General features: G+C 72.6%; 14 protein-coding genes. 7 read left to right on the top strand and 7 right to left on the bottom strand.

All coding sequences use genetic code 11. The annotated features are described in order from the left end of the window. Positions 1–74: 74 nt before the first annotated feature. Entirely contained in the window at positions 75–395 is a 321-nt protein-coding gene (locus tag ACJ9NR_RS29770; RefSeq protein WP_412491654.1) for a hypothetical protein, read from the bottom strand. 167 nt (positions 396–562) lie between these two features. Between ACJ9NR_RS29770 and ACJ9NR_RS29765 the strand changes: the two genes are divergently transcribed. After that, positions 563–1387, top strand: coding sequence for a rhomboid family intramembrane serine protease (locus ACJ9NR_RS29765; protein WP_412491655.1), 825 nt, complete (start codon positions 563–565; stop codon positions 1385–1387). A 1-nt stretch (position 1388) separates the two neighbouring features. Here the strand turns inward: ACJ9NR_RS29765 and hemE are convergent, their stop codons facing one another. Then, entirely contained in the window at positions 1389–2477 is a 1089-nt protein-coding gene (gene hemE / locus ACJ9NR_RS29760) for a uroporphyrinogen decarboxylase (RefSeq protein WP_412491656.1), read from the bottom strand. Positions 2478–2603: 126 nt separating this feature from the next. Between hemE and ACJ9NR_RS29755 the strand changes: the two genes are divergently transcribed. The 5 genes from ACJ9NR_RS29755 to ACJ9NR_RS29735 all read left to right on the top strand — a co-directional run bounded on the left by ACJ9NR_RS29755 (position 2604) and on the right by ACJ9NR_RS29735 (position 9327). Beyond that, positions 2604–3272: a DUF3000 domain-containing protein gene (locus ACJ9NR_RS29755; protein ID WP_412491657.1), complete on the top strand. Its 669-nt coding sequence runs from the start codon at positions 2604–2606 to the stop codon at positions 3270–3272. A gap of 228 nt (positions 3273–3500) precedes the next feature. Further along, positions 3501–4163, top strand: coding sequence for a helix-turn-helix transcriptional regulator (locus ACJ9NR_RS29750; protein WP_200704978.1), 663 nt, complete (start codon positions 3501–3503; stop codon positions 4161–4163). A gap of 270 nt (positions 4164–4433) precedes the next feature. Beyond that, positions 4434–5726: an HRDC domain-containing protein gene (locus ACJ9NR_RS29745; RefSeq protein ID WP_412491887.1), complete on the top strand. Its 1293-nt coding sequence runs from the start codon at positions 4434–4436 to the stop codon at positions 5724–5726. A 257-nt stretch (positions 5727–5983) separates the two neighbouring features. Further along, complete coding sequence (locus tag ACJ9NR_RS29740) at positions 5984–7201, top strand: thiolase family protein (RefSeq protein ID WP_412491888.1); 1218 nt, start codon at positions 5984–5986, stop codon at positions 7199–7201. Further along, a complete protein-coding gene (locus ACJ9NR_RS29735; RefSeq protein WP_412491889.1) occupies positions 7198–9327 on the top strand; it encodes a 3-hydroxyacyl-CoA dehydrogenase NAD-binding domain-containing protein in 2130 nt (709 codons plus the stop codon). Before ACJ9NR_RS29740 ends, ACJ9NR_RS29735 begins: the two co-directional genes overlap by 4 nt. 77 nt (positions 9328–9404) lie before the next feature. Here ACJ9NR_RS29735 and ACJ9NR_RS29730 read toward each other — a convergent pair whose 3' ends face one another. Genes ACJ9NR_RS29730 through ACJ9NR_RS29710 form a run of 5 tightly spaced genes read right to left on the bottom strand, consistent with a single transcriptional unit; the run spans position 9405 to position 18542 of the window. Continuing rightward, positions 9405–11372, bottom strand: a complete 1968-nt coding sequence (locus tag ACJ9NR_RS29730; RefSeq protein ID WP_412491890.1) for a PIG-L family deacetylase — start codon at positions 11370–11372, stop codon at positions 9405–9407. Between the two features lie 31 nt (positions 11373–11403). Further along, on the bottom strand, positions 11404–13500 hold the full coding sequence (locus ACJ9NR_RS29725; RefSeq protein WP_412491891.1) for a glycosyltransferase family 4 protein: 2097 nt from the start codon (positions 13498–13500) through the stop codon (positions 11404–11406). Next, positions 13497–15272: a stealth conserved region 3 domain-containing protein gene (locus ACJ9NR_RS29720; protein WP_412492384.1), complete on the bottom strand. Its 1776-nt coding sequence runs from the start codon at positions 15270–15272 to the stop codon at positions 13497–13499. The genes ACJ9NR_RS29725 and ACJ9NR_RS29720 overlap by 4 nt, the downstream gene beginning before the upstream one ends. Positions 15273–15274: 2 nt before the next feature. Then, positions 15275–16900 carry a sugar phosphotransferase gene (locus tag ACJ9NR_RS29715; protein ID WP_412492385.1) on the bottom strand — a complete coding sequence of 542 codons (1626 nt, stop codon included), beginning with the start codon at positions 16898–16900 and terminating at the stop codon, positions 15275–15277. A 16-nt stretch (positions 16901–16916) separates the two neighbouring features. After that, a complete protein-coding gene (locus ACJ9NR_RS29710; RefSeq protein WP_412491892.1) occupies positions 16917–18542 on the bottom strand; it encodes a stealth family protein in 1626 nt (541 codons plus the stop codon). Positions 18543–18917: 375 nt separating this feature from the next. Here ACJ9NR_RS29710 and ACJ9NR_RS29705 point away from each other — a divergent pair, with 375 nt between their 5' ends. Then, positions 18918–20027, top strand: coding sequence for an LCP family protein (locus ACJ9NR_RS29705; RefSeq protein WP_412491893.1), 1110 nt, complete (start codon positions 18918–18920; stop codon positions 20025–20027). Positions 20028–20342 lie beyond the last annotated feature (315 nt).

The following is a 20342-nucleotide window of genomic DNA, read 5'->3' as shown; positions in this document are numbered from 1 at the left end:
GGGCGCGGGGAACCGCGCGACGAGCCACGACGCGTCCGCGGCCGCCGTCGCGCCCGCACCCCCGCGGGGGACCGCTACGCGCTGCCGTTGATCCGCTCGATCGCCTGCCGCGCCTGCTCCGCCGGCGGCCGCGGCGGCAGCGAGGACACCGAAGCGGTGGAGGTCACCGGCGCCGGCTGCTCCCCGGCGGGCTTCGCGTGCGCGGCGCTCCGTACGGACCGCAGCCGGTGACTCACCGCCTCGTCGAGGGTCACCGGCCGCTGCATCTGCGAGGCGAGCCGCCCCGCCTCCTGGCCGAGCCGGGCGACGTCCTCCCACGGCAGCTTCACCACCAGGGAGAGCTCCGCCTCGCCGTCGGGCGTGGCGTGCATCGGAGGAGTAACTCGGTCGTTCATCGCCTGTTCCTCACGTCGTCCCCGCGGCCCGCCTTCCCCGTGCCACGGGCGGTTGACGAGTCATACGCACGCGCGCGTGCGTATGTTCACCGGCCCGCCCGGCGCGGGGGGAGACGGCGGGAGCAGCGGGAGGCACTATTCCGGTCCGGCGGGGGCACTAATCCCTTGTGGTCATCCCCGTCCATGACGTGAACCCGGTGCGGCGCACCCCCTGGGTGACGTACGCGCTGATCGCCGTGAACTTCTTCGTCTTCCTGTCCACGCCGGGCCTGGCCGGTTCCGTGGCGGGAGACAGCAGCCTGGCGCAGCTGTGCCATCTCCAGGCCTTCCTGGACCACTACGCCGCCGTGCCGCGGGAGTTGATCCACCATCAGACGCCGCGGCTGGTGCCGACCGGCGACGTCGGCGTGGGGGCGCACGGGGCGGGCTGCGTGGTGGCCCCGCCGTCCTACGACAAGTCCCCCGCGCTGTCCGTCCTCACCGCGATGTTCCTGCACGGCGGCTGGCTTCACCTGCTCGGCAACATGCTCTTCCTGCTGATCTTCGGCAACAACGTCGAGGACCGCATGGGCCACGTCAGGTACGCGCTCTTCTACCTCGTCTGCGGCTACGCGGCGGGGTACGGCTTCGCCCTGTTCAACGCCGATTCCAGTGACCCGCTGATCGGCGCCTCCGGGGCGATCGCCGGTGTCCTGGGCGCCTATCTGGTGCTGTATCCGAAGGCCAGGGTCTGGGTCCTCGTGCCGTTCCTGATCTTCCTGCCGCTGAGACTGCCGGCCTGGCTGGTGCTGGGCTTCTGGTTCGTGCTCCAGGCCGTCTACTCCTCCGGCGAGGGCGTCTCCTCCGCGGGCACGGTGGCGTACGCCGCGCACGTCGTCGGCTTCCTGGCCGGCATGGCGCTGGCCTGGCCGCTCAAACCGGGCACGCCCCCGCCGCCGGAGCCGCGCGGCCTGCTGTTCGGGAGGCAGGCGCGGCCGCGGCACACCTGGTGAGTCAGCGGGCGGAGTGCGTGTGCACGTACTCCACCAGCCGCGTCAGCGCGTCCGGTTCGGTGGACGGCATGACGCCGTGGCCGAGGTTGAAGACGTGGCCCTCCAGGCCGGCGGCCGTGTCGAGGACCTCGCGGGTCTTGGCCTCGACGGCTTCCCGCGGGGCGAACAGGACCGTCGGGTCGAGGTTGCCCTGGAGCGCCTTGCCGGGGCCGACCCGGCGGGCGGCCTCGTCCAGCGGGACGCGCCAGTCGACGCCGACGACGTCCGCGCCGGCCTCGCCCATCGGGCCGAGCAGTTCGCCGGTGCCGACACCGAAGTGGATGCGCGGGACGCCGTACCCGGCGACGGCCTCGAAGACCTTGGCCGAGGCGGGCAGCACCGAGCGGCGGTAGTCGGCCGGGGCGAGCGCGCCGGCCCACGAGTCGAAGAGCTGGACGGCCGAGGCGCCCGCCTCGATCTGCGTCCTCAGGAACGCGGCCGTGATGCCCGCGAGGCGGTCGAGCAGGTCGGCCCAGAGCCCCGGGTCGCCGTACATCATCGCCTTGGCGTTCTCGTACGTGCGCGACGGACCGCCCTCGACCAGGTAACTCGCGAGGGTGAAAGGCGCGCCGGCGAAACCGATCAGCGGGGTGGCGCCGAGTTCGCGGGTGAGCAGGCCGATCGCCTCGGTGACGTACGGGACGTCCTCGGGCGTGAGGTCCCTGAGCCGGGCCAGGTCGGCGCGGGCACGGATCGGCTGCGCGACGACCGGGCCGACGCCCGGCTTGATGTCGAGGTCGACGCCGATGGCCTTGAGCGGGACGACGATGTCGCTGTAGTAGATCGCCGCGTCCACGCCGTGCCGGCGCACCGGCTGCAGGGTGATCTCGGTGACCAGCTCGGGCCGGGTGCAGGACTCGAGCATCGGGATGCCCTCGCGGACCTTGCGGTACTCGGGCAGCGAGCGCCCGGCCTGGCGCATGAACCACACCGGCGTGTGCGGCACGGGCTCGCGCCTGCAGGCCTTCAGGAAGGCGGATTCCCGGACAGCGTCGGGCGTGGCTGTCGGCGGCGTCTGGGCCTGGCCCGCGGGGCTCTCGTTCGCACTCACGACGGCAAGTCTCGCACGGCGGCGACGCGCCGACGGCCGGGGCCGGTGGGACACGATCCGGACAGGCGGCGCTCGCACGGGTGTCCCTCCCTGCGCGAAGGCTCCGTTCCCCTTAATCTTCCCCGCATGGCTGCGGCTCAGGGACGACTGTCGGACGGCGCTGACGGAATGGACGACACCACGGAGGGGGACCGGAATGCGGGCGGTACGGCTCCACTGCCCTTCAGGGCCGCGGTCGACGCGCTGAGATCCGCGCGGCTGCGGCCGCAGATCGAGGTGGAGGCGACCCGTGCGCCGCGGCGGCTCGCCGCGTTCGCGTACGCGCTGGAGGCGACGGTCGTCGACGGCGAGCAGGACCTGGCCGACGGCCGGCTGGTGCTGCTGCACGAGCCGGAGGGGCACGACGCCTGGCGGGGCACCTTCCGCCTGGTGACGCTGGTGCGCGCGGAACTGGAGCCGGAGATGGCCGCCGACCCGCTGTTGCCCGACGTGTGCTGGGCGTGGCTGACCGGCGCGCTGCAGGGCCGCGGCCTGTCGTGCGGCGAGCCCAGCGGCACCGTCACGCGCGCGAGTTCGCACTACTTCGGCGGGCTGGCGGAGCGTCCGGCCGCCTCGCAGATCGAGATCCGCGCCTCCTGGACGCCCCGCGAGGGCCTGGGCGGCATCCCGGACACGGCGGCCCACCTCGCCGCCTGGTGCGATCTGCTGGCCCAGGTGGCGGGTCTGCCGCCGGCCGGTCCGGGCGACGCGTCGATCGTGACGCTGCCGCAGCGGCGGGACCCGCAGGCGCGTTGACCCCCGGCTCATGGAGCGCCACCTCCTTGACCGTCACTTTGTCGATTCGGCCACTTTCAATCAGGACCGGCTTCTCGGACGAGCTGATTCGCTCAACAAGTGATCGATCGCTTGTCCGAATTGCACAGATTGTTACTCACTAAATCGTGATCTTTCCCTAAAGGACTCCGGGTCCGGTGCCGAAGACGACTGTGACCTTGAAAGCCGTCCCGCACCCCAGGAGGCCTGGTGTCCGTTCTCCTCGAGCAGCCCGCAAGCCTGGTCGCCTACCGTCCGAACAAGCCGACCGCCATGGTGGTCGTGGCCGACCCGCGCGTCCGCTCCACCGTCACCCGCCACCTGTGGGCCCTCGGTGTGCGCGACGTCATCGAAGCCTCGTCCATCGCGGAGGCCCGTCCCCGCATCGGCAACCCCCGCGACATCTGCGTCGCCGACGTCCACCTGCCCGACGGCTCCGGCCTGACGATCCTGTCGGAGACCCGCGCGGCGGGCTGGCCCAACGGCCTCGCCCTGTCCGCCGCCGACGACATCGGCGCCGTGCGCAACGCCCTCGCGGGCGGCGTCAAGGGCTACGTCGTCACCGGCACCCGCACCAACGTCGGGCTCCCCACCCGGCCCGGTGCCGCCCCCATCGGCGCGGCCGCCGCCCGCATGCACCGCCGCCCCCCGGGTGCCCCGAGCCACCCGGGCGGCTACCGCGAGCTGTCCGGCCGCGAGGTGGAGGTGCTGCGGCTGGTCGCGGAGGGCCAGTCGAACAAGGCGATCGGCGTCTCGATGGGCCTGTCCGCCCTGACCGTCAAGAGCCACCTCGCCCGCATCGCCCGCAAGCTCGGCACGGGCGACCGCGCCGGCATGGTCGCGGTGGCCCTGCGCACCGGCATCATCCACTGACCCGCACGCTCCACCCCACCCCCCGCCCCGGCAGCACTCCCTCCGCCCCTTCCCCCGGTGCCTCTCCCCACCCTTCGTCCCTCACCCTCCATCCCCGTACGTCTCCCCCATTCACGGACGTGAACCGGATCGGCCGCTGATTCCCCCCGCCCGTGTCCCACCCGTCGTGAACCGGACCTTTCACCGACCTGACTGGTTTACGACCCCCAGGCGCCCGTCGACGGAACGTTACGTCGGCGGGCGCTGTCCATACACAGATACTCTTGACAGGTGACCGACGCCCAAGAGACCGCAGCAGACAGCTCACTGCGAACCACCGGAGGCGCCCCTCCGGAAGACGGCGGAACATCTGTTACGGGGGCGCCGAAACCAGAGCCGGTCCCTTTGCTGGAGCCGCGCGAGGGGATTCCGCCCGTGATCGCCGACGCGGACGCGCTGGCCGACGTGGTCGCCGCCTTCGCGGCCGGCTCCGGCCCGGTCGCCGTCGACGCCGAGCGCGCGTCCGGCTACCGCTACGGCCAGCGCGCCTACCTCGTGCAGCTGCGCCGCGGCGGCGCGGGGACCGCGTTGATCGATCCGGTGGCCTGTCCTGATCTGTCCGCGCTCGGCGAGGCGCTCGCCGACGTCGAGTGGGACCTGCACGCCGCCACGCAGGATCTGCCGTGTCTGCGCGAGATAGGCATGGTGCCCACCCGGCTGTTCGACACCGAGCTGGCCGGCCGCCTCGCCGGGTTCCCCCGGGTGGGCCTCGGCGCCATGGTCGAGAACGTCCTCGGTTACGTACTGGAGAAGGGCCACTCCGCCGTCGACTGGTCGACCCGCCCGCTGCCCGAACCGTGGCTGCGGTACGCGGCGCTGGACGTCGAGCTCCTCGTCGACCTGCGTGACGCGCTGGAGAAGGAACTGGACCGGCAGGGCAAGCTCGACTGGGCCCACCAGGAGTTCGACGCGATCGCCTCGGCCCCGCCGCCGGAGCCCCGCAAGGACCCCTGGCGGCGTACGTCCGGTATGCACAAGGTGCGGCGGCGCCGGCAGCTCGCCGTGGTGCGGGAGCTGTGGCAGACGCGGGACCGGATCGCCCAGCGGCGGGACGTGTCGCCGGGGAAGGTGCTCGGTGACGCCGCCATCGTGGAGGCGGCGCTCGCGCTGCCGGCCGGCGTCCCCGCCCTGGCCGCGCTGAACGGCTTCGGCAATCGGATGGGGCGGCGGCAGCTGGAGCAGTGGCAGGCCGCCGTGGACCGCGCGAAGGCACTGCCGGAGGCGCAGCTGCCGGCGCCGGGGCAGCCGGTGACCGGGCCCCCGCCGCCGCGGGCCTGGGCGGACAAGGATCCGGCGGCGGCGGCTCGCCTTTCGGCGGCTCGGGCCGCGGTGTCGGCGATGGCCGAGCGGCTGAACATGCCCCAGGAGAACCTGATCACCCCGGACACCGTGCGGCGGGTCTGCTGGGAGCCGCCGAAGGTCGTCGACACGGAGGCCGTCGCGGCGGCGCTGGCGGGACACGGGGCCCGGCCCTGGCAGGTCGAGCAGGTGACGCCGGCCCTGGTCGCCGCGTTGTCCGCCTGAGCGCCGTAGGAACTCGTCCCGCGCGCGGGGCTCGTCCAGTTCGCCACCGCGTCGGGTGCCGAAGGGGCCCTCGAAGCGGAACCGTGACGTCGAGATCACGCCAAGGTCGCTCGACGGCTCCTCCACCGGTGTGACCTTCGCCGCTTGGACCGCCGGGACTGTGCAGCTACGTTACTCATAAGTAGCATGGTCCTGAGCGCGCGCTCAGCTTGCGCCACGCAGCAGTGCCGATCCCGCACCTCTGGAGGAGAGCCATCGTGCCTCGTACCGTCAGGGACGTCGTCTTCGTCGACGGCGTCCGCACCCCGTTCGGCAAGGCGGGCCCGAAGGGCATCTACCACGAGACCCGTGCCGACGACCTCGTCGTGAAGGCGATCCGGGAGCTGCTGCGCCGCAACCCCGGCCTCGACCCCGCGCAGATCGACGAGGTCGCCGTCGCCGCGACCACGCAGATCGGCGACCAGGGCCTCACCATCGGCCGCACGGCCGGCATCCTCGCGGGTCTCCCGAAGTCGGTGCCCGGCTACTCGATCGACCGCATGTGCGCCGGCGCGCTCACGGCCGTCACCACCACCGCGGGCTCCATCGCCTTCGGCGCCTACGACGCCGTGATCGCGGGCGGTGTCGAGCACATGGGCCGCCACCCGATGGGCGAGGGCGTGGACCCCAACCCGCGCTTCGTGAGCGAGAAGCTGGTCGACGAGTCCGCCCTCTTCATGGGCATGACGGCGGAGAACCTGCACGACCGCTACCCGCACATCACCAAGCAGCGCGCCGACGAGTACGCCGTGCGCTCGCAGGAGAAGGCCGCCAAGGCGTACGCCAACGGCAGGATCCAGGCCGACCTGGTGCCGATCTCGGTGCGCCGCACCAACCCCGAGGCCGGTGAGACCGGCTGGGGCCTGGTCACCGCCGACGAGCCGATGCGCCCGGGCACCACGATGGAGAGCCTGGCCGGCCTGAAGACGCCGTTCCGGGTGCACGGCCGGGTCACCGCGGGCAACGCGGCCGGTCTGAACGACGGTGCGACCGCCTCGATCATCGCCTCCGAGGACTTCGCCCGCGAGCACGACCTGCCGGTCAAGATGCGCCTGGTCTCCTACGCCTTCGCGGGCGTCGAGCCGGAGGTCATGGGCTACGGCCCGATCCCGGCCACGGAGAAGGCCCTCGCCAAGGCGGGCCTGTCCATCTCGGACATCGGCCTGTTCGAGATCAACGAGGCCTTCGCCGTCCAGGTCCTGGCCTTCCTCGACCACTACGGCATCGCCGACGACGACGAGCGCGTCAACCAGTACGGCGGCGCCATCGCCTTCGGCCACCCGCTGGCCTCCTCCGGCGTCCGGCTGATGACGCAGCTGGCCCGCCAGTTCGAGGAGCAGCGACACGTCCGCTACGGCGTGACCACCATGTGCGTCGGCTTCGGCATGGGCGCGACGGTCATCTGGGAGAACCCGCACTTCGAGGGGGACAAGTGAGCACCACCGCTGAGCTTCTGAAGGGTGCGGCCGAGCTGTTCCCCGACGAGGTCGTGACGTCGGCGCACGTACGCCACCTCGACCTGCCCTCCGGCGCCGGGCGCTTCGCGCTCATCACGCTGGACAACGGCCTCGACCACACCAAGCCGACCACCTTCGGCCCGGCCTCGCTGGCGAACCTCAACGCCGCGATCGACCAGGTCGAGAAGGAGGCCGCGGCCGGCGAGATCGTCGGCGTCGGCATCACCGGCAAGCCGTTCATCTTCGCCGTCGGCGCCGACCTCAAGGGCGTCGAGCTGCTGAAGGAGCACAAGGACGCGCTGGCCATCGGCAAGGGCGGCCACGAGGTCTTCAAGCGCCTCGCGGGCCTCGCGGTGCCGACCTTCGCGTACTACAACGGCGCGGCGATGGGCGGTGGCGTCGAGGTCGGTCTGCACTGCGCGTACCGGACCGTCTCCGCGTCCCTGCCGGCCTTCTCGCTGCCCGAGGTCTTCCTCGGCCTGGTCCCCGGCTGGGGCGGCTGCACGCTGCTGCCGAACCTGATCGGCGCCGAACGGGCCGTCCAGGTCGTCATCGAGAACAGCCTCAACCAGAACAAGCAGCTCAAGGGCGAGCAGGTCTACGAACTCGGCATCGCCGACGCGATCTTCGAGGGCGCCGACTTCCTGGAGCAGTCGCTGGTCTGGACGGCGTCCGTGCTGAAGGGCGAGATCGAGGTGGAGCGCCCGGTCATCGACCGCGGTGAGGCCTGGGACCAGGCCGTCGCCAAGGGCCGCTTCATCGCGGACTCCAAGGTGCACGGCGCCGCCCCGGCGGCCTACCGCGCCCTCGACATCATCGCCGCCGCCAGGAACGGCGACCTGCAGCAGGGCTTCGACGCCGAGGACAAGGCGCTCGCCGACCTGATCATGGGCGGCGAGCTGCGGGCCGGCATCTACGCCTTCAACCTGGTGCAGAAGCGCGGCAAGCGCCCGGCCGGCGCCCCGGACAAGAACCTGGCGCGCCCGGTCACCAAGGTCGGCGTGGTCGGCGCGGGCCTGATGGCCTCGCAGCTGGCCCTGCTCTTCCTGCGCCGCCTCGAGGTCCCGGTCGTCCTCACCGACATCGACCAGGAGCGCGTCGACAAGGGCGTGGGCTACGTGCACGCCGAGATCGACAAGCTGCTCGGCAAGGGCCGTATCAACCAGGACAAGGCCAACCGCCTCAAGGCGCTGGTCACCGGCGTGCTGGACAAGGCCGAGGGCTTCGCGGACGCGGACTTCGTCATCGAGGCCGTCTTCGAGGAGATCGGTGTCAAGCAGCAGGTGTTCGCGGAGGTCGAGGCCGTCGCCCCGGCGCACGCGATCCTGGCCACCAACACCTCCTCGCTCTCGGTGTCGGAGATGGCGTCGAAGCTGAAGCACCCCGAGCGGGTCGTCGGCTTCCACTTCTTCAACCCGGTCGCGGTCCTGCCGCTGCTGGAGATCGTCCGCGGGGAGCGGACCGACGACGCCTCGCTGGCCACGGCCTTCGCCGTCGCCAAGAAGCTGAAGAAGACCGCGGTCCTCACCAAGGACGCCCCGGCGTTCGTCGTGAACCGCATCCTCACCCGCTTCATGGGCGAGATCCAGAACGTCATCGACGAGGGCACCCCGGTCGACGTCGCCGAGAAGGCGATCGAGCCGCTGGGCCTGCCGATGTCCCCGCTGGTCCTGCTGGAGCTGGTCGGTCCCGCGATCGGCCTGCACGTCTCGGAGACCCTCAACCGGGCCTTCCCGGACCGCTTCAAGGTCTCCCCCAACCTCAAGGCGGTCGTCGAGGCGGGCAAGCGCGGCTTCTACGTCTACGACAGCGGCAAGCCCGAGCTGGACCCGGAGGTCGCCGCGCTGCTGAAGCAGGGCGACTCGGTCCTCACCGAGGAGCAGGTCCGCGACCGCGTCCTCGACGCCGTCGCCCAGGAGATCGGGCTCATGCTCGACGAGGGCGTCGTCGCCGAGGCCCAGGACATCGACCTGTGCCTGATCACGGGCGCCGGCTGGCCCTTCCATCTGGGCGGCATCACGCCGTACCTGGACCGCGAGGGCGTCTCGGAGCGGGTGAACGGCAGGAAGTTCCTGGCTCCGGGCGTGGCGTCGGTTCCGGCGTAGCACTCCTGCGTGCGTGAAGAGGGCCTCCGCCTTTCCGGCGGAGGCCCTCTCCGCGTGCCGTGGTGGCCGCCTGCCCGCTACGGACGCCAGGGCCCGAGCGGGCTGCCGGTGGTCGGGGACAGCTGGCGGCGGGTGTGCAGGCGGCCGCCGGTGCCGATGACCGCGACGGTGAGCGCGCCCGCCGCGTCGTACGCCAGCGCCGGGGCGTGCGCGACCATCTCGCCGGACTCCTGCCAGTGGGTGCCCGAGACCTTCTTGTCCCGGTCGGGCACGGACGTGACGAGGCGGCCGCGGCTGCCCCGGTGGGCCAGGAAGGCCTCGCGGGCGCCGCGTTCGGGGGCCCACAGCGCGGCCACGGGGCCGGTGCCGCCGTGGCCGCCGAGGCCCGCGCCGGAGCCGGGCCAGCGGCCGTCGGCGTGCCGGCGGTAGGCCATGACCTGCTGGGTGCCGGCCTCGCGGAAGTAGAGGCAGGTGCGGCCGCCGCCGGAGTCGACGGCGGTGACGCCGCCGGTGGCCGGGCGGCCCGTGCGCAAGGTGTCGTCGAGGAGGAAGGGGCCGCCGGGCTCGGCCTGGTGCCAGCGCCGGACGGTGTTCTTGCCCGGTACGTACAGCTCGACGGTGCCGCGCTCGGTGGCGAGGGCGCAGCCCGCGTCCTGCACGAAGCTGCCGCCGAGGTCCTCCCACGGCAGCCAGGTGCCGTCGGCCTCCCGGCGGCGGCAGGCGACGCCCTGGTCGAAGGTGCGGACGAACACGTAGAGCCGGCCGGCCGCGTCCACCGCGGCCGAGGGGACGCCCGCCTCGCGCTGCCTGCGGCCGTCGGCCCGCGCCCAGTCGGGGTTCTCCAGGGTCTGCCAGCCGCTGAAGCCGTTGCCGCCCGGGTCCTGCACGGTGTGCACGACGTCGACGGTGACCCCGCCGCCGACGACGTTCTGGCGGCGCAGGCCGACCAGTTCGGCCGGGCCGCCGGGCAGGCCGGCGACGGCGAGCGTGGGCGCGATCCAGCCGTCGCCGAGCGCGAAGGGCCCTTTCCACTCGCCGCTCGCCGGTCCGGTCTCCGTCCAGAAGGCCAGCCGCCCGGCCAGCACGCCGAAGGCGTTGAGCCGCCCGCCCGGACCGAGCCGCAGCCAGTCCGTGGCCGGCGAGTAGCGGTACGCGGCGCTGTTCATGTGCGTGCTGCGGAACGGGTTGCGCCCCAGCTGGCGGTCGCCGCAGGTCAGGCAGGTGCCGTGCGGGCAGCGCGCGGGGGCGTCGAGTCCGCTGTAGGTCGCCAGGTACTCGGCCTTCTCCGTGATCGCGGCGGAGTCGAGGTTGTAGCCCCAGAAGCGGTTGGCGTAGCCGCGGAAGTGCTCGACGACCGGGTTGTGGCCGGCCTCCCGGTGGCGCGCCAGGGCGTCGAGCGCGAACTGGGCGACGCTCGTGTGGTCGACGTGGTCGGAGCAGACGAACTCCTCGCGTCCGCCGTCGTGTTCGGGGTCCGGGTCCAGGGTGCGCACCGTGCTGGGGCGGATCCGGCCGAGGAGGGCGGTCAGGGCGGCGATCAGCTGCTCGCGGGTGACGTGCTGGACCCCGCCGACGGTGCAGCCGTGCACGGGCAGCGTCGCCTGGGTGCGCAGGGCGCCCTCCCACAGGTCGTGCAGCCGGGTGCGGGTGCCGCGGTCGGTGGGGGCGTCCTCGTGCAGCTGGAGGAAGTAGAGGGACACCTGGTCGTGGCCGGCGAGGGTGAACCGCTCCGCGGCGAACCCGGGGGCCAGTTCGACAGGTTCGCGCCGCCAGGGGCGGTCGCGGTCGCCGGTGGCCATACGGGCGTACGCGGAGCGCAGTCCGCAGCCGCGCTCGGTGCTGTAGCGGGCGAAGTCCGGTGGTACGGCGACGCGTTGGGGATCGTCGGTGTCGACGTTGATGCCGTCGCCCTCGCCCGCGGTGACGATCACCGTGGTGATCCGGTCGCCGTCCTGCAGGGAGCGCACCAGGTCGGGGTTCATGAAGTACAGGTCGTCGTCCTGGTGGGCGACGATGTGCAGGATGGAGCGGGTGGGTTCGGTCATCGGCCCTCCTCGACCGTCGGCTTCGGCGGGCTCACCGGTCCACCACGTTCATGGCCATGGCGCCCGAGGCGGAGCAGTAGGGCCGCACCCACACCGGGCGGGCCGGGTGCACCACGGCGTACCCGGACGTCTCGTCGCCGACCAGCGGGACGGACGGGTAGACGTAGGCGCCCTTGACGTCGGGGAAGTCCTCCAGCAGATGGCAGACGCGCACCTTGCGCCGGTGGTACGGGTCGGGCTGCAGCCACCAGTCCCAGTCCTCCCAGCGCTCCAGCCGGTGGTCGACGACCTCGCGCAGCGGTGCCCGGGCGCGGAACGCCTGGCGGCCGAGGATCTCGACGGGCACGGTGAAGGTGCGGCCGTGGCGGCCGCGGCGGCTGACGACGAACAGCGCGCCGGGTTCGATCCGGCGCCCGCCGGTCAGCACGCCCCGCACGGTGACGGCGCCGTCGGCCGACTCGACGTGGGTGCACTCGGCGTGTTCCTCGCGTACGACGGTGCGCAGCATCAGCCTGCCGTTGGGCTGGGCGTAGGGCAGGTTCCAGCCGATCGGGCCGGCCGGGGGCCGGGCGATCAGCCGGGCGCGGGCGTCGATCAGGGCCCGGGTGTCGCGGACGCCCGCCTTCATGTGGACGGGCGAGGACTTGGGGGCGCTCATCGTCACCTGCCAGCGTCCGTCACCGAGGTCGTCGAGGGCGGAGGGGGTGAGGACGGCGGTGTAGCGGGTGCCGCCGTTGTCCAGTTCCCTGCGGGAGGTGCGCAGCGGCAGGTCCGGGCGGGGTTCGCCGTCCGAGGGCTTGTGCCGCAGCACGAACCGCCAGCGGCGGCGCCCCTCGTCGGGCCCGTCGGCCGAGAACCGCAGCCAGCCCGCGTCGTCCGCGGTGACGTCCACGGTGGCCGCGCCGAGGGAGACGGGCGGCACGGTGAGCTGGTCGGCGCCGGCCGTGCGGGGTCCTGCCGGGGCGCGGTAACCGCGGTTCGCGGCGGCGCGGCGGCGGGCGGCGTCCTCGAAGAGCTCGACGTAGCGGTCGGCCACGGCAGCGGGGTCGAAACGGGCGGCGTTGCGCAGGGCGGCGGCGCCCATGGCGCGGCGCGTCGGCTCGTCGGCCATCAGGCGGCGCAGGCCCCAGACGATGCCCTCGACCTCGCCGTTGGGTACGAGGAATCCGTCCTCGCCGTCGCGCAGGATCTCGCGGGGGCCGACGGGGCAGTCGGTGGAGACGACGGGCAGGCCGCAGCGCATCGCCTCGACCAGGGTCATGCCGAAGGACTCGGCGCTGGAGGTGACCGCGGCGACGGAGCCCTTGGCCCACTCGGACTCGATGGGTGAGAAGCCGCCCATGAGCAGCACCCGTCCGGTCAGGCCGAGTTCGGTGACGAGCGCGCGCAGCTTGCCGGCCTCGCCGCCGTCGCCGTAGATGCGCAGCTGCCAGTCGGGGAAGTCGTGGGCCAGCCGGCCGAAGGCGCGGATGAGCAGGTCGTAGCGTTTGATCTGGTGCATGCGGCCGGCGCTGACGACGACCTTGCGTGAGCAGTCGGAGGGGGCGACGGCCGGTTCGGGCACGCTGTTGGGGATGCCGACGACGGGGATGCCGGGGATCGGCGTGTTCTCCATGAAGGAGCGGGCGTCGGCGTCGGTGACCGTCGTGATGGCGTCCAGCCGGGGGTAGACCCGGGCCATCTCCGCGCGCACCGCGGGCGGGATCGCCAGGTGCGTCATGTGCTCCTGGGCCACCCGCAGGGCGCCGTCGCGGGTGTGGGCGGCGACGAAGAGGTTGAGGCTGGGGCGGGTGCCGACGACGACGTCGGCGGAGGTCTTCTGCAGGTCCCGGATGATGCGCGCGTCGGTGAACCGGCTGTACTGCGCGTAGAACTCCTCCTGGCGCGGCACGACCTCGCTCGGCTCGCCGCTGCCGGCGGCGCCCTTGTCGGCGGAGCCGGGGCGCAGGTCGACCAGGGCGCGGACGGTGACGCGCGGGGAGATCTCGAACTTGGTCGCGGTGGTGCGCCGGAACACGGAGACGATCTCCACGTCGTGGTGGACGGAGAGCGCCTCGGCGAGGTTGATGACCGTGCGGTTGGTGCCGCCGATGCCGTAGATGTTGTTGATCAGGAAGGAGATCTTCACCGGACCTGGGGTTCTTTCTTCTCGTGACTCTCCTTCTTCTCGAAGGGCGACGGCACCGGGTAGTAGGTCCGCAGGAAGCGGCTGAGCATCGCCGTCTGGCGCTCGACGTCGTGGCCGTCGGAGAGGGTGTCGTTGATGCAGAACGCCTGCCGGTCGCGGCGGGCGAGCAGGATGCCGAGCCGGCGCTGGATCTCCGGCTTGGCGAGGTCGAGGTAGGCGAAGGTGATGTTCGAGGGCACGGCGCGGCCGGTGAAGTAGGCGTAGTAGTGGTACAGCGAGGACGGGATGGAGATGTCGCCGGCACTGCGGAAGCGGCTGTGCGAGGTGCGCCGGTGGTCCTCGGCGAACTCCCGCTCGATCTCGGCCAGCACACTGCACCGCAGCGCGTAGGGCGCGTGCCGGAGCTTCTGCACGATGGCGCTGCCGAAGTGGCCCTGCAGCAGGCGGCGGTTGTTCTTGCCGGCCGCGTCGACCGGCCGGTCCACCGGGGAGGGGTCCCAACGGGGCACCTGGGACGGGGAGAAGAAGGTGCGCGTCATGCCGTTGGACAGGAAGAAGTCCTGCGGGGTGACGGGGCTGCCCAGGAACATGTCGTCGTTGAAGTAGAGGAAGTGCTCGGACAGGCCCTTGATGTGGTGCAGACGGCTCTCGATGGCGTGCGAGTTGAAGGTGGGCAGCGCGGCCGGGTCGTCGAAGATCTCCGAGTGGTCGACGACCGTGAGGCGGTGGTGGCCGTCGTTGAGCCAGGCCGGGCGCTGACGGTCCGTCACGAGGTAGACGTGGCGTACCCAGGGGGCGTTCTGCTCCAGCGCCCGCAGGGAGTAGCGCAGTTCGTCGCGGCTGATGTAGCGGGCCGCGTTGGCCGACTCGCTGTGGTAGCCGTGGTCGCCGTACGCGCCGCGCCGCCGCTGCCACTCGGGGTCGCTGCCGTCGACCCAGGTGTAGACGACGTCGATCGGGAAGCGCACGTCCTCGGGCAGCGGGTCGGCACAGGGGCGGATGGTGCGCACCGAGCGGGTGCGGCGGGTGTGCAGGGCGGCGAAGCCGGTGAGCCGGCTGACCGGGACGGTGACACGTGGCTCGTCGAGGGCCACGTCCTCGGTGACCCGGTTGGGGCGCGGCGCGTGCAGCCGCCCGTCCTCGGGCCGCCAGAACTCGATGTCGCAGCCGTGCTCCAGGCCGAGGATCAGGGCGCCGGCCGGGTCGCTCCACACCATGCCGACGCGCAGCACGGACGCCTGGCGGGTCAGTTGGCGACCGGCCCGGGAGCCGGCCAGCACGATGCGGCCCTGCGCGGCCTCGCCCCGGCAGGCCCGCAGGTAGACGGGGCCGCGCTCGGCGCACCGCCGGAGCACCCGGCCGACCCGCTCGCGGTCCGCCTCGGCGACCGCGAGGCAGGAGCGGAAGTCGGAACTGCCGCGTACCGCGAAGTAGTCGACGCCGATCTCCTCCAGGGCGGTGACGACGAGTTCGAGGTTGGCCTCGCGCAGGCCGAGCGGCGACACGGTCGGGCGGACCAGCGCGATCCGCGCCCCGTGCCCGGCGAGGGCGGCCAGCCGCTCCCCCGCGCCGAACAGGTGCGGCCAGCGGCGCCGGGCCCGGGCGCCGCGGACGACCCGGGAGAACAGGTTCACGGTGTGCAGCCGGCGCAGCAGATGCTTGAGCACCGCGCGCAGGCGCAGCGGCACCCGGCGCGCGATACGTCGTCTGAGACCTGCCGGGACCAGGGTGCGGTACGCGCCGACCGCCGCGGAGGCCTCGGGGTTGCCCATGCTCACGGCTGGTCGACCGCCTCGTCGTGTGTGTCGGTGCTCCGGCCGCCCTCGAAGACGCTCGGGACGGGGAAGTAGCGCTGCAGGAAGCTCTGGACGGCCTGGGTGCCGCCGCGGTCACGCGCCTCGTCGGTGCCCAGGCCGACGAGCTGGATCTGCTGGCTGTCCCGGCGGACCAGCAGCCGCTGGAGGTGGTTGCCGATGCCGGGCAGCGCGGCGTGCAGCGCCACGGTGGCCTCGCCGGAGGGGTCGGCCAGGCCGGTGGTGTGGCCGAAGTGGTGGACCACTCCGTCCAGCGGATGCGTGCCGGGGACGGCGGGCAGCCACTGCGCGTCGTCGAGCGGCAGCGGCGCGGTCCCGGTCTCCGCGAGCCGGGCGAGCGTCTCGACGCGGTGCGGCTGGGGTCCGTGCGCATAGCCGTGGGCGGCGACCCGGCCGGTGGCCGAGTACGCGGTGCGGGTCCACGGGGCGAACGACTCCTGGGCGTTCCAGGGGCCGCGCCGGGGACGGGTCGCGCCGTTCGGGGTGAAGTAGTCGAAGGGGCGGACCGGCCGGCCGAGCAGGGCCCCGGGACGCAGCAGCAGGAAGTGGTCGGCGAGGTCGGGCAGCAGGTGCAGGTGCCACTCGGAGCCGGGCCGTGCGCGCACCACGACGAGCCGGTCGTCGGCCTGCAGCCAGGCCGGCGGCTCCGCCTCGGCGACCACGTGCACGACGTCGGTCCAGGGCGCGTACTGGTGCAGGGAGCGCAGCGCGGCCCGCAGCAGCTCCTCGCCCCACGGCGTGGGGTGCTGCCACAGCAGGACGGCGTCGACGGGGAAGGTGATCTCCTCCAGCCGCAGGACGTCGAAGTTCTCCAGCGTGATCGTCGGCTCCAGGTCGCCGTCGATGTCGCAGTAGCCGGAGAGCCGGTCCAGGCCGATCTCGACGCCGGGCGCGTCACTGGGGACGGCGCGCTGCACGCGGTTGGGGCGCGGGCCGATCAGCCGCTCGGCGGCCAGGTCGGTGTTGGCGGTCCAGAACTCGATCTCGACGCCCTGGTCCTCGCCCACCCAGAGGTTCTCGGTGGGCTCGGTGCGCAGCCAGGTCAGCCGGATCACCTTGGCCTTGCCGTAGTGCTTCCACGCCTTCACATGGCTGCCCGGGACCTCGCGGGTGTCGTTCTGGGCGGGCGAGACCGAGACGACGTAGCCGGTGTGCTCCTCCAGCAACGCGCGTAGTACGCGGCGGACGGCCCTCCTGTCCTTGTGGTCGACGGCCAGGCTGATCCGCCGGTCGTCGAGTGCGGGCACCGCGAACCAGGGGATCTCGGCGGCGTCCAGGGCCTGGGTGACCAGGTCGTGGTCGAGCCGCCGGGCCAGGTCGGTGGTGAGGCCGGCGTGCACGTGGGCGACTCTGCCGTCGGGTGCCTGGGTGCGGCGCTCGGACTGGCCGAGCCCCGCCTTGCGCACCCGGCGCAGGGCGCGCCGGTGCAGCCGGGCCTCGCGCCGGCTCAGGGTGCGCGCGAGGCGCCGCTTGACCTTGCGCCGTACGCCCACCGGGACGGTGGTGGCGGCGGCGGAGCGCACGGGCTGGGGGACGAGGCGTTTGTAGACGTGGGCCGCGGAGCTCATGGACGTCGGGTCCGACACGCTCATGAACTCCGTTTCATCTCTCGTGGGGGCTCGGTGTGGGGAAGTAGGCGTTGAGGAAGCCGTCCAGCAGCTCCTGCTGTGCCTCGGTGTCCTCGGGTGTGGAGAACGCGTCGTTGAGGCAGAAGGAGTCCTGGTCGCGGCCGTCGAGCAGGCGTTGCAGCCGGTCCGCGAGGTCCGGCACCGCCAGCTGGAGGTAGGTGAAGGGCATCGACGACGGTTGCGCGCGGCCGGTCAGGGCCGCGTAGTACAGCGCGAAGGACGACGTGGGCGACAGGTCGGTCATCGCCCGGAAGCGGCTGGCGGCGGTGCGCGCCCAGGCCTCGGGGAAGTCCCGTTCCGCCTCCTCCATCGCGGAGCGGCGCAGGGCGTAGGGGATGTGCTCCATCGGCTGGGTGATCACCCGGCCGAAACGTTCCATCAGCAAAGCCCGGTTGTTCTTGCAGGCCGCGTCGACCGGGGTGTCGGTCTCCACGACCGGGCCCTGCGGGATGCGGTTGCGCGAGGGGAAGTAGCGGGCCGTGCCGCTGGGTGTGAAGAAGGCGTGCGGGGCCACCGGGCGGCCCATGAACATGTCGTCGTTGAAGTACAGGAAGTGCTCGGCCAGGCCCTCGATGTGGTGCAGCTGCGACTCGATGGCGTGCGAGTTGAACACCGGCAGCACGGACCGGTCGCGGAAGATCTCGCGGTGGGTGGCGACGCGCACCCCGGGCACGTCCTCGCGCAGCCAGACCGGGACCTGGTCGTCGGTGACGATGTAGACGTTGCGGATCCAGGGCACGAACAGGTGCAGCGAGCGCACCGAGTAGCGCAGTTCGTCGCGGCTGATGAAGCGGGCGTCGCTCGCCGACTCGGCGTGGTAGACCTCGCCCTTCGCCTGCGCCTTGCGCTGCTTCCAGGCCGGGTCGTTGCCGTCGACCCAGGTGTAGACCGCGTCCACCGGGAAGGCGATGTCGTCCGCGCAGTTCACCAGGAACTCGGAGCGGGTGGCCAGCGGCGGCGCCAGGTGCCGCGGGGTCCAGTCCGAGACGAAGCGGCTGAACAGCCGGGCGGCGCCGAGGACGTTCGGGCCGTCGGCCGCCACGGCCCAGGTGACCCGGTTGGCACGCGGTGCGACGAGGTGGGTGCCGTTGCGCTGCCAGAACTCGATCGCGCAGCCGTACTCGTGCCCCAGCAGCAGATGCCGGCCCGGGTCGGTGCGGTACCAGCTGATCTGCAGGACGCGGGCGGCGGTGACCTCGCGCCAGGCCTTGGGGTCCCGGGAGGAGACGGGCCTGGGCGGGCGGGGCGCGTCGGGGTCGATCACGCTCAGGTGCCCCGGGTACTGGCCCAGTCCGCGGAAGACCACGCCCAGCACCCGCTCCCGGTCCTCCTCCGCCACGGCCACGACCGTGCCGTGGTCGGCGGTGCCGCGGACGGCGAAGTGGTGGACGCCGGCCGAGTCGAGCAGGGCGGTGAGGGCGCGCCGGTTGGCCTCACGGGCCGACAACGGTGTCAGCCCGGGCTCCACGTAGACGTCGCCGTGCTCCGCGGTGACCGTGGTGGGAACGGCCCGGTCCGCGGGCCCCGGTGCGGCGCCGCCTCGGGCCGCATGGCCCCCGCCCGGCACCCGACCGACGGCATGATCGGAAACGGTCGTCACGCCGCTCGCCCCCCACGGGCCGACGCACGCACCAGCACAGCCACCCCTCCCTCTCCTCACCCGGCGGGGCCGGACGAGTACTGGTGGCCGCTCGCCTTCGTGCCCCCCGGCTCGATCTGACGACCACGTAAGGCGACGACTAGAAGCCGTCGCTGGTTCACACCGAAAACTAACGTTCACAGGACCGGCACATCATGAGCAAGCGCATACTCGCCTGTCAACACCAGTCAGAAATGACGCGAAACACATACAACCCTTAACCAACTCTGAACGTCTGATGACTGGTGGACGACCGTCCGCCACCGCAGACGGGCCCGGCCTCTCCCCCCACTCGTGCCCCGAGCCACCTGGTCGAGTGAGGAAGGACCGACGCACATGACGCACGCCCAGACGGAGGAGACGGGCACCCGGGAATCGCCGAGCGCGCCGTCGCGCCGTCGCGCCAAGCCACCGCGGAGACGCCGGGTCTGGCGCTGGATCGCCCTCAGCCTGGCCCTGCTGGTGCTGGCCGCGGGAGGCGTCGGGTACTGGCTGTACAGCGACCTGAACGGCAACATCAAAGGCGTCGACCTGAACAAGGCGATCGGCGACAACCGTCCCGAGAAGCTGCCCACCTCGGGACAGAACCTCCTGGTCCTGGGCTCGGACTCACGCTCCGGGGCCAACGCGTCGCTGGGCACGGGCGACGTCGCCGGGGCACGGTCCGACACCGCGCTGGTGATCCACGTGCCGGAGGGCCGGCGCAAGGCGGTCGCCGTGAGCATTCCGCGCGACACGCTGGTGACGCGCCCCGAGTGCACGGCGAAGGACGGCTCGGCCCTGCCGTCCGCGAAGCGCGTGATGTTCAACTCGGTCTACTCGGTGGCCGGTCCGGCCTGCGTCGTGAAGACGGTCGAGCAGATGTCGGGGGTCCGGATGGACCACTTCGTGGAGATCGACTTCGCGGGCTTCAAGGGGCTGGTCGACGCGATAGGCGGGGTCGACATCACCGTCGACCAGGAGATCCACGACAAGTCCAGTGGCCTGAACCTGACGGCCGGCGCGCACCGGCTCGACGGCACGCAGGCACTGCAGTTCGTGCGCACGCGGCACGGCATCGGAGACGGCAGCGACCTCGGGCGCATCGGCCTCCAGCAGCAGTTCCTGATCGCCCTGCTGAGCGAGATCAAGAAGCAGGACCTGCTCGGCAGCCCCACCAAGACCTTCAAGATCGCCGACAGCCTCACCCAGTCCCTCACCACCGACTCGGGGCTCGCCTCCCTCACCAAGCTCGCCAGGTTCGCCCGCAGCATGAACGGCATCGACCCCTCCACGATGGAGACGATCATGCTCCCGGTGAAGTACGACACCCAGGACCCCAACCGCGTGGTCGCCGCCCAGCCGCAGGCGGGCCGGCTGTGGCAGGCCCTGCGCAAGGACACGGAGATCCCCGAGTCGGCCAAGAAGTCACCGGCACGGGGCGGGGGCACGGGCTCCAGCTCCTGAGGCCCGGGCCGCGCTGCCGATACGGGTGCCCGTCCGGCCACGCACGGCACGGGCACCGGGCGCGGCGGGGCGGTGTGGCCCGGCGCCCACGGCTCGCCGGCCGGCACACCGGCCGACGGAGAGCCACGCACGACCCGGCACACCGGCCGGCACGGCGGAACACCGCCCCGTCCGCCGGCCGGGTCGGGCACCGGCCGCCCCGACCCGGCCGGCGCCACGACCGGACCGCAGGGGCGGGCGGCCGGATGGGCGAGCGGGCAGGCGTCCGGGCAGGCAGGCGAGCGTCCGGGCGAGCGGGCACACAGGCGGCGAGCG

The sequence above is a fragment of the Streptomyces sediminimaris genome (genome assembly GCF_047049295.1).
Taxonomy (GTDB): domain Bacteria; phylum Actinomycetota; class Actinomycetes; order Streptomycetales; family Streptomycetaceae; genus Streptomyces; species Streptomyces sediminimaris.
This window is presented reverse-complemented; position numbering and strand designations above follow the sequence as displayed.

Bases quoted from the DNA above. Each gene is read 5' to 3' on its own strand.
- ACJ9NR_RS29730 (WP_412491890.1), bottom strand. From the start codon at position 11,372: ATGACCGAACCCACCCGCTCCATCCTGCACATCGTCGCCCACCAGGAC.
- ACJ9NR_RS29770 (WP_412491654.1), bottom strand. From the start codon at position 395: ATGAACGACCGAGTTACTCCTCCGATGCACGCCACGCCCGACGGCGAG.
- ACJ9NR_RS29755 (WP_412491657.1), top strand. From the start codon at position 2,604: ATGGCTGCGGCTCAGGGACGACTGTCGGACGGCGCTGACGGAATGGAC.
- ACJ9NR_RS29705 (WP_412491893.1), top strand. From the start codon at position 18,918: ATGACGCACGCCCAGACGGAGGAGACGGGCACCCGGGAATCGCCGAGC.
- ACJ9NR_RS29720 (WP_412492384.1), bottom strand. From the start codon at position 15,272: ATGGGCAACCCCGAGGCCTCCGCGGCGGTCGGCGCGTACCGCACCCTG.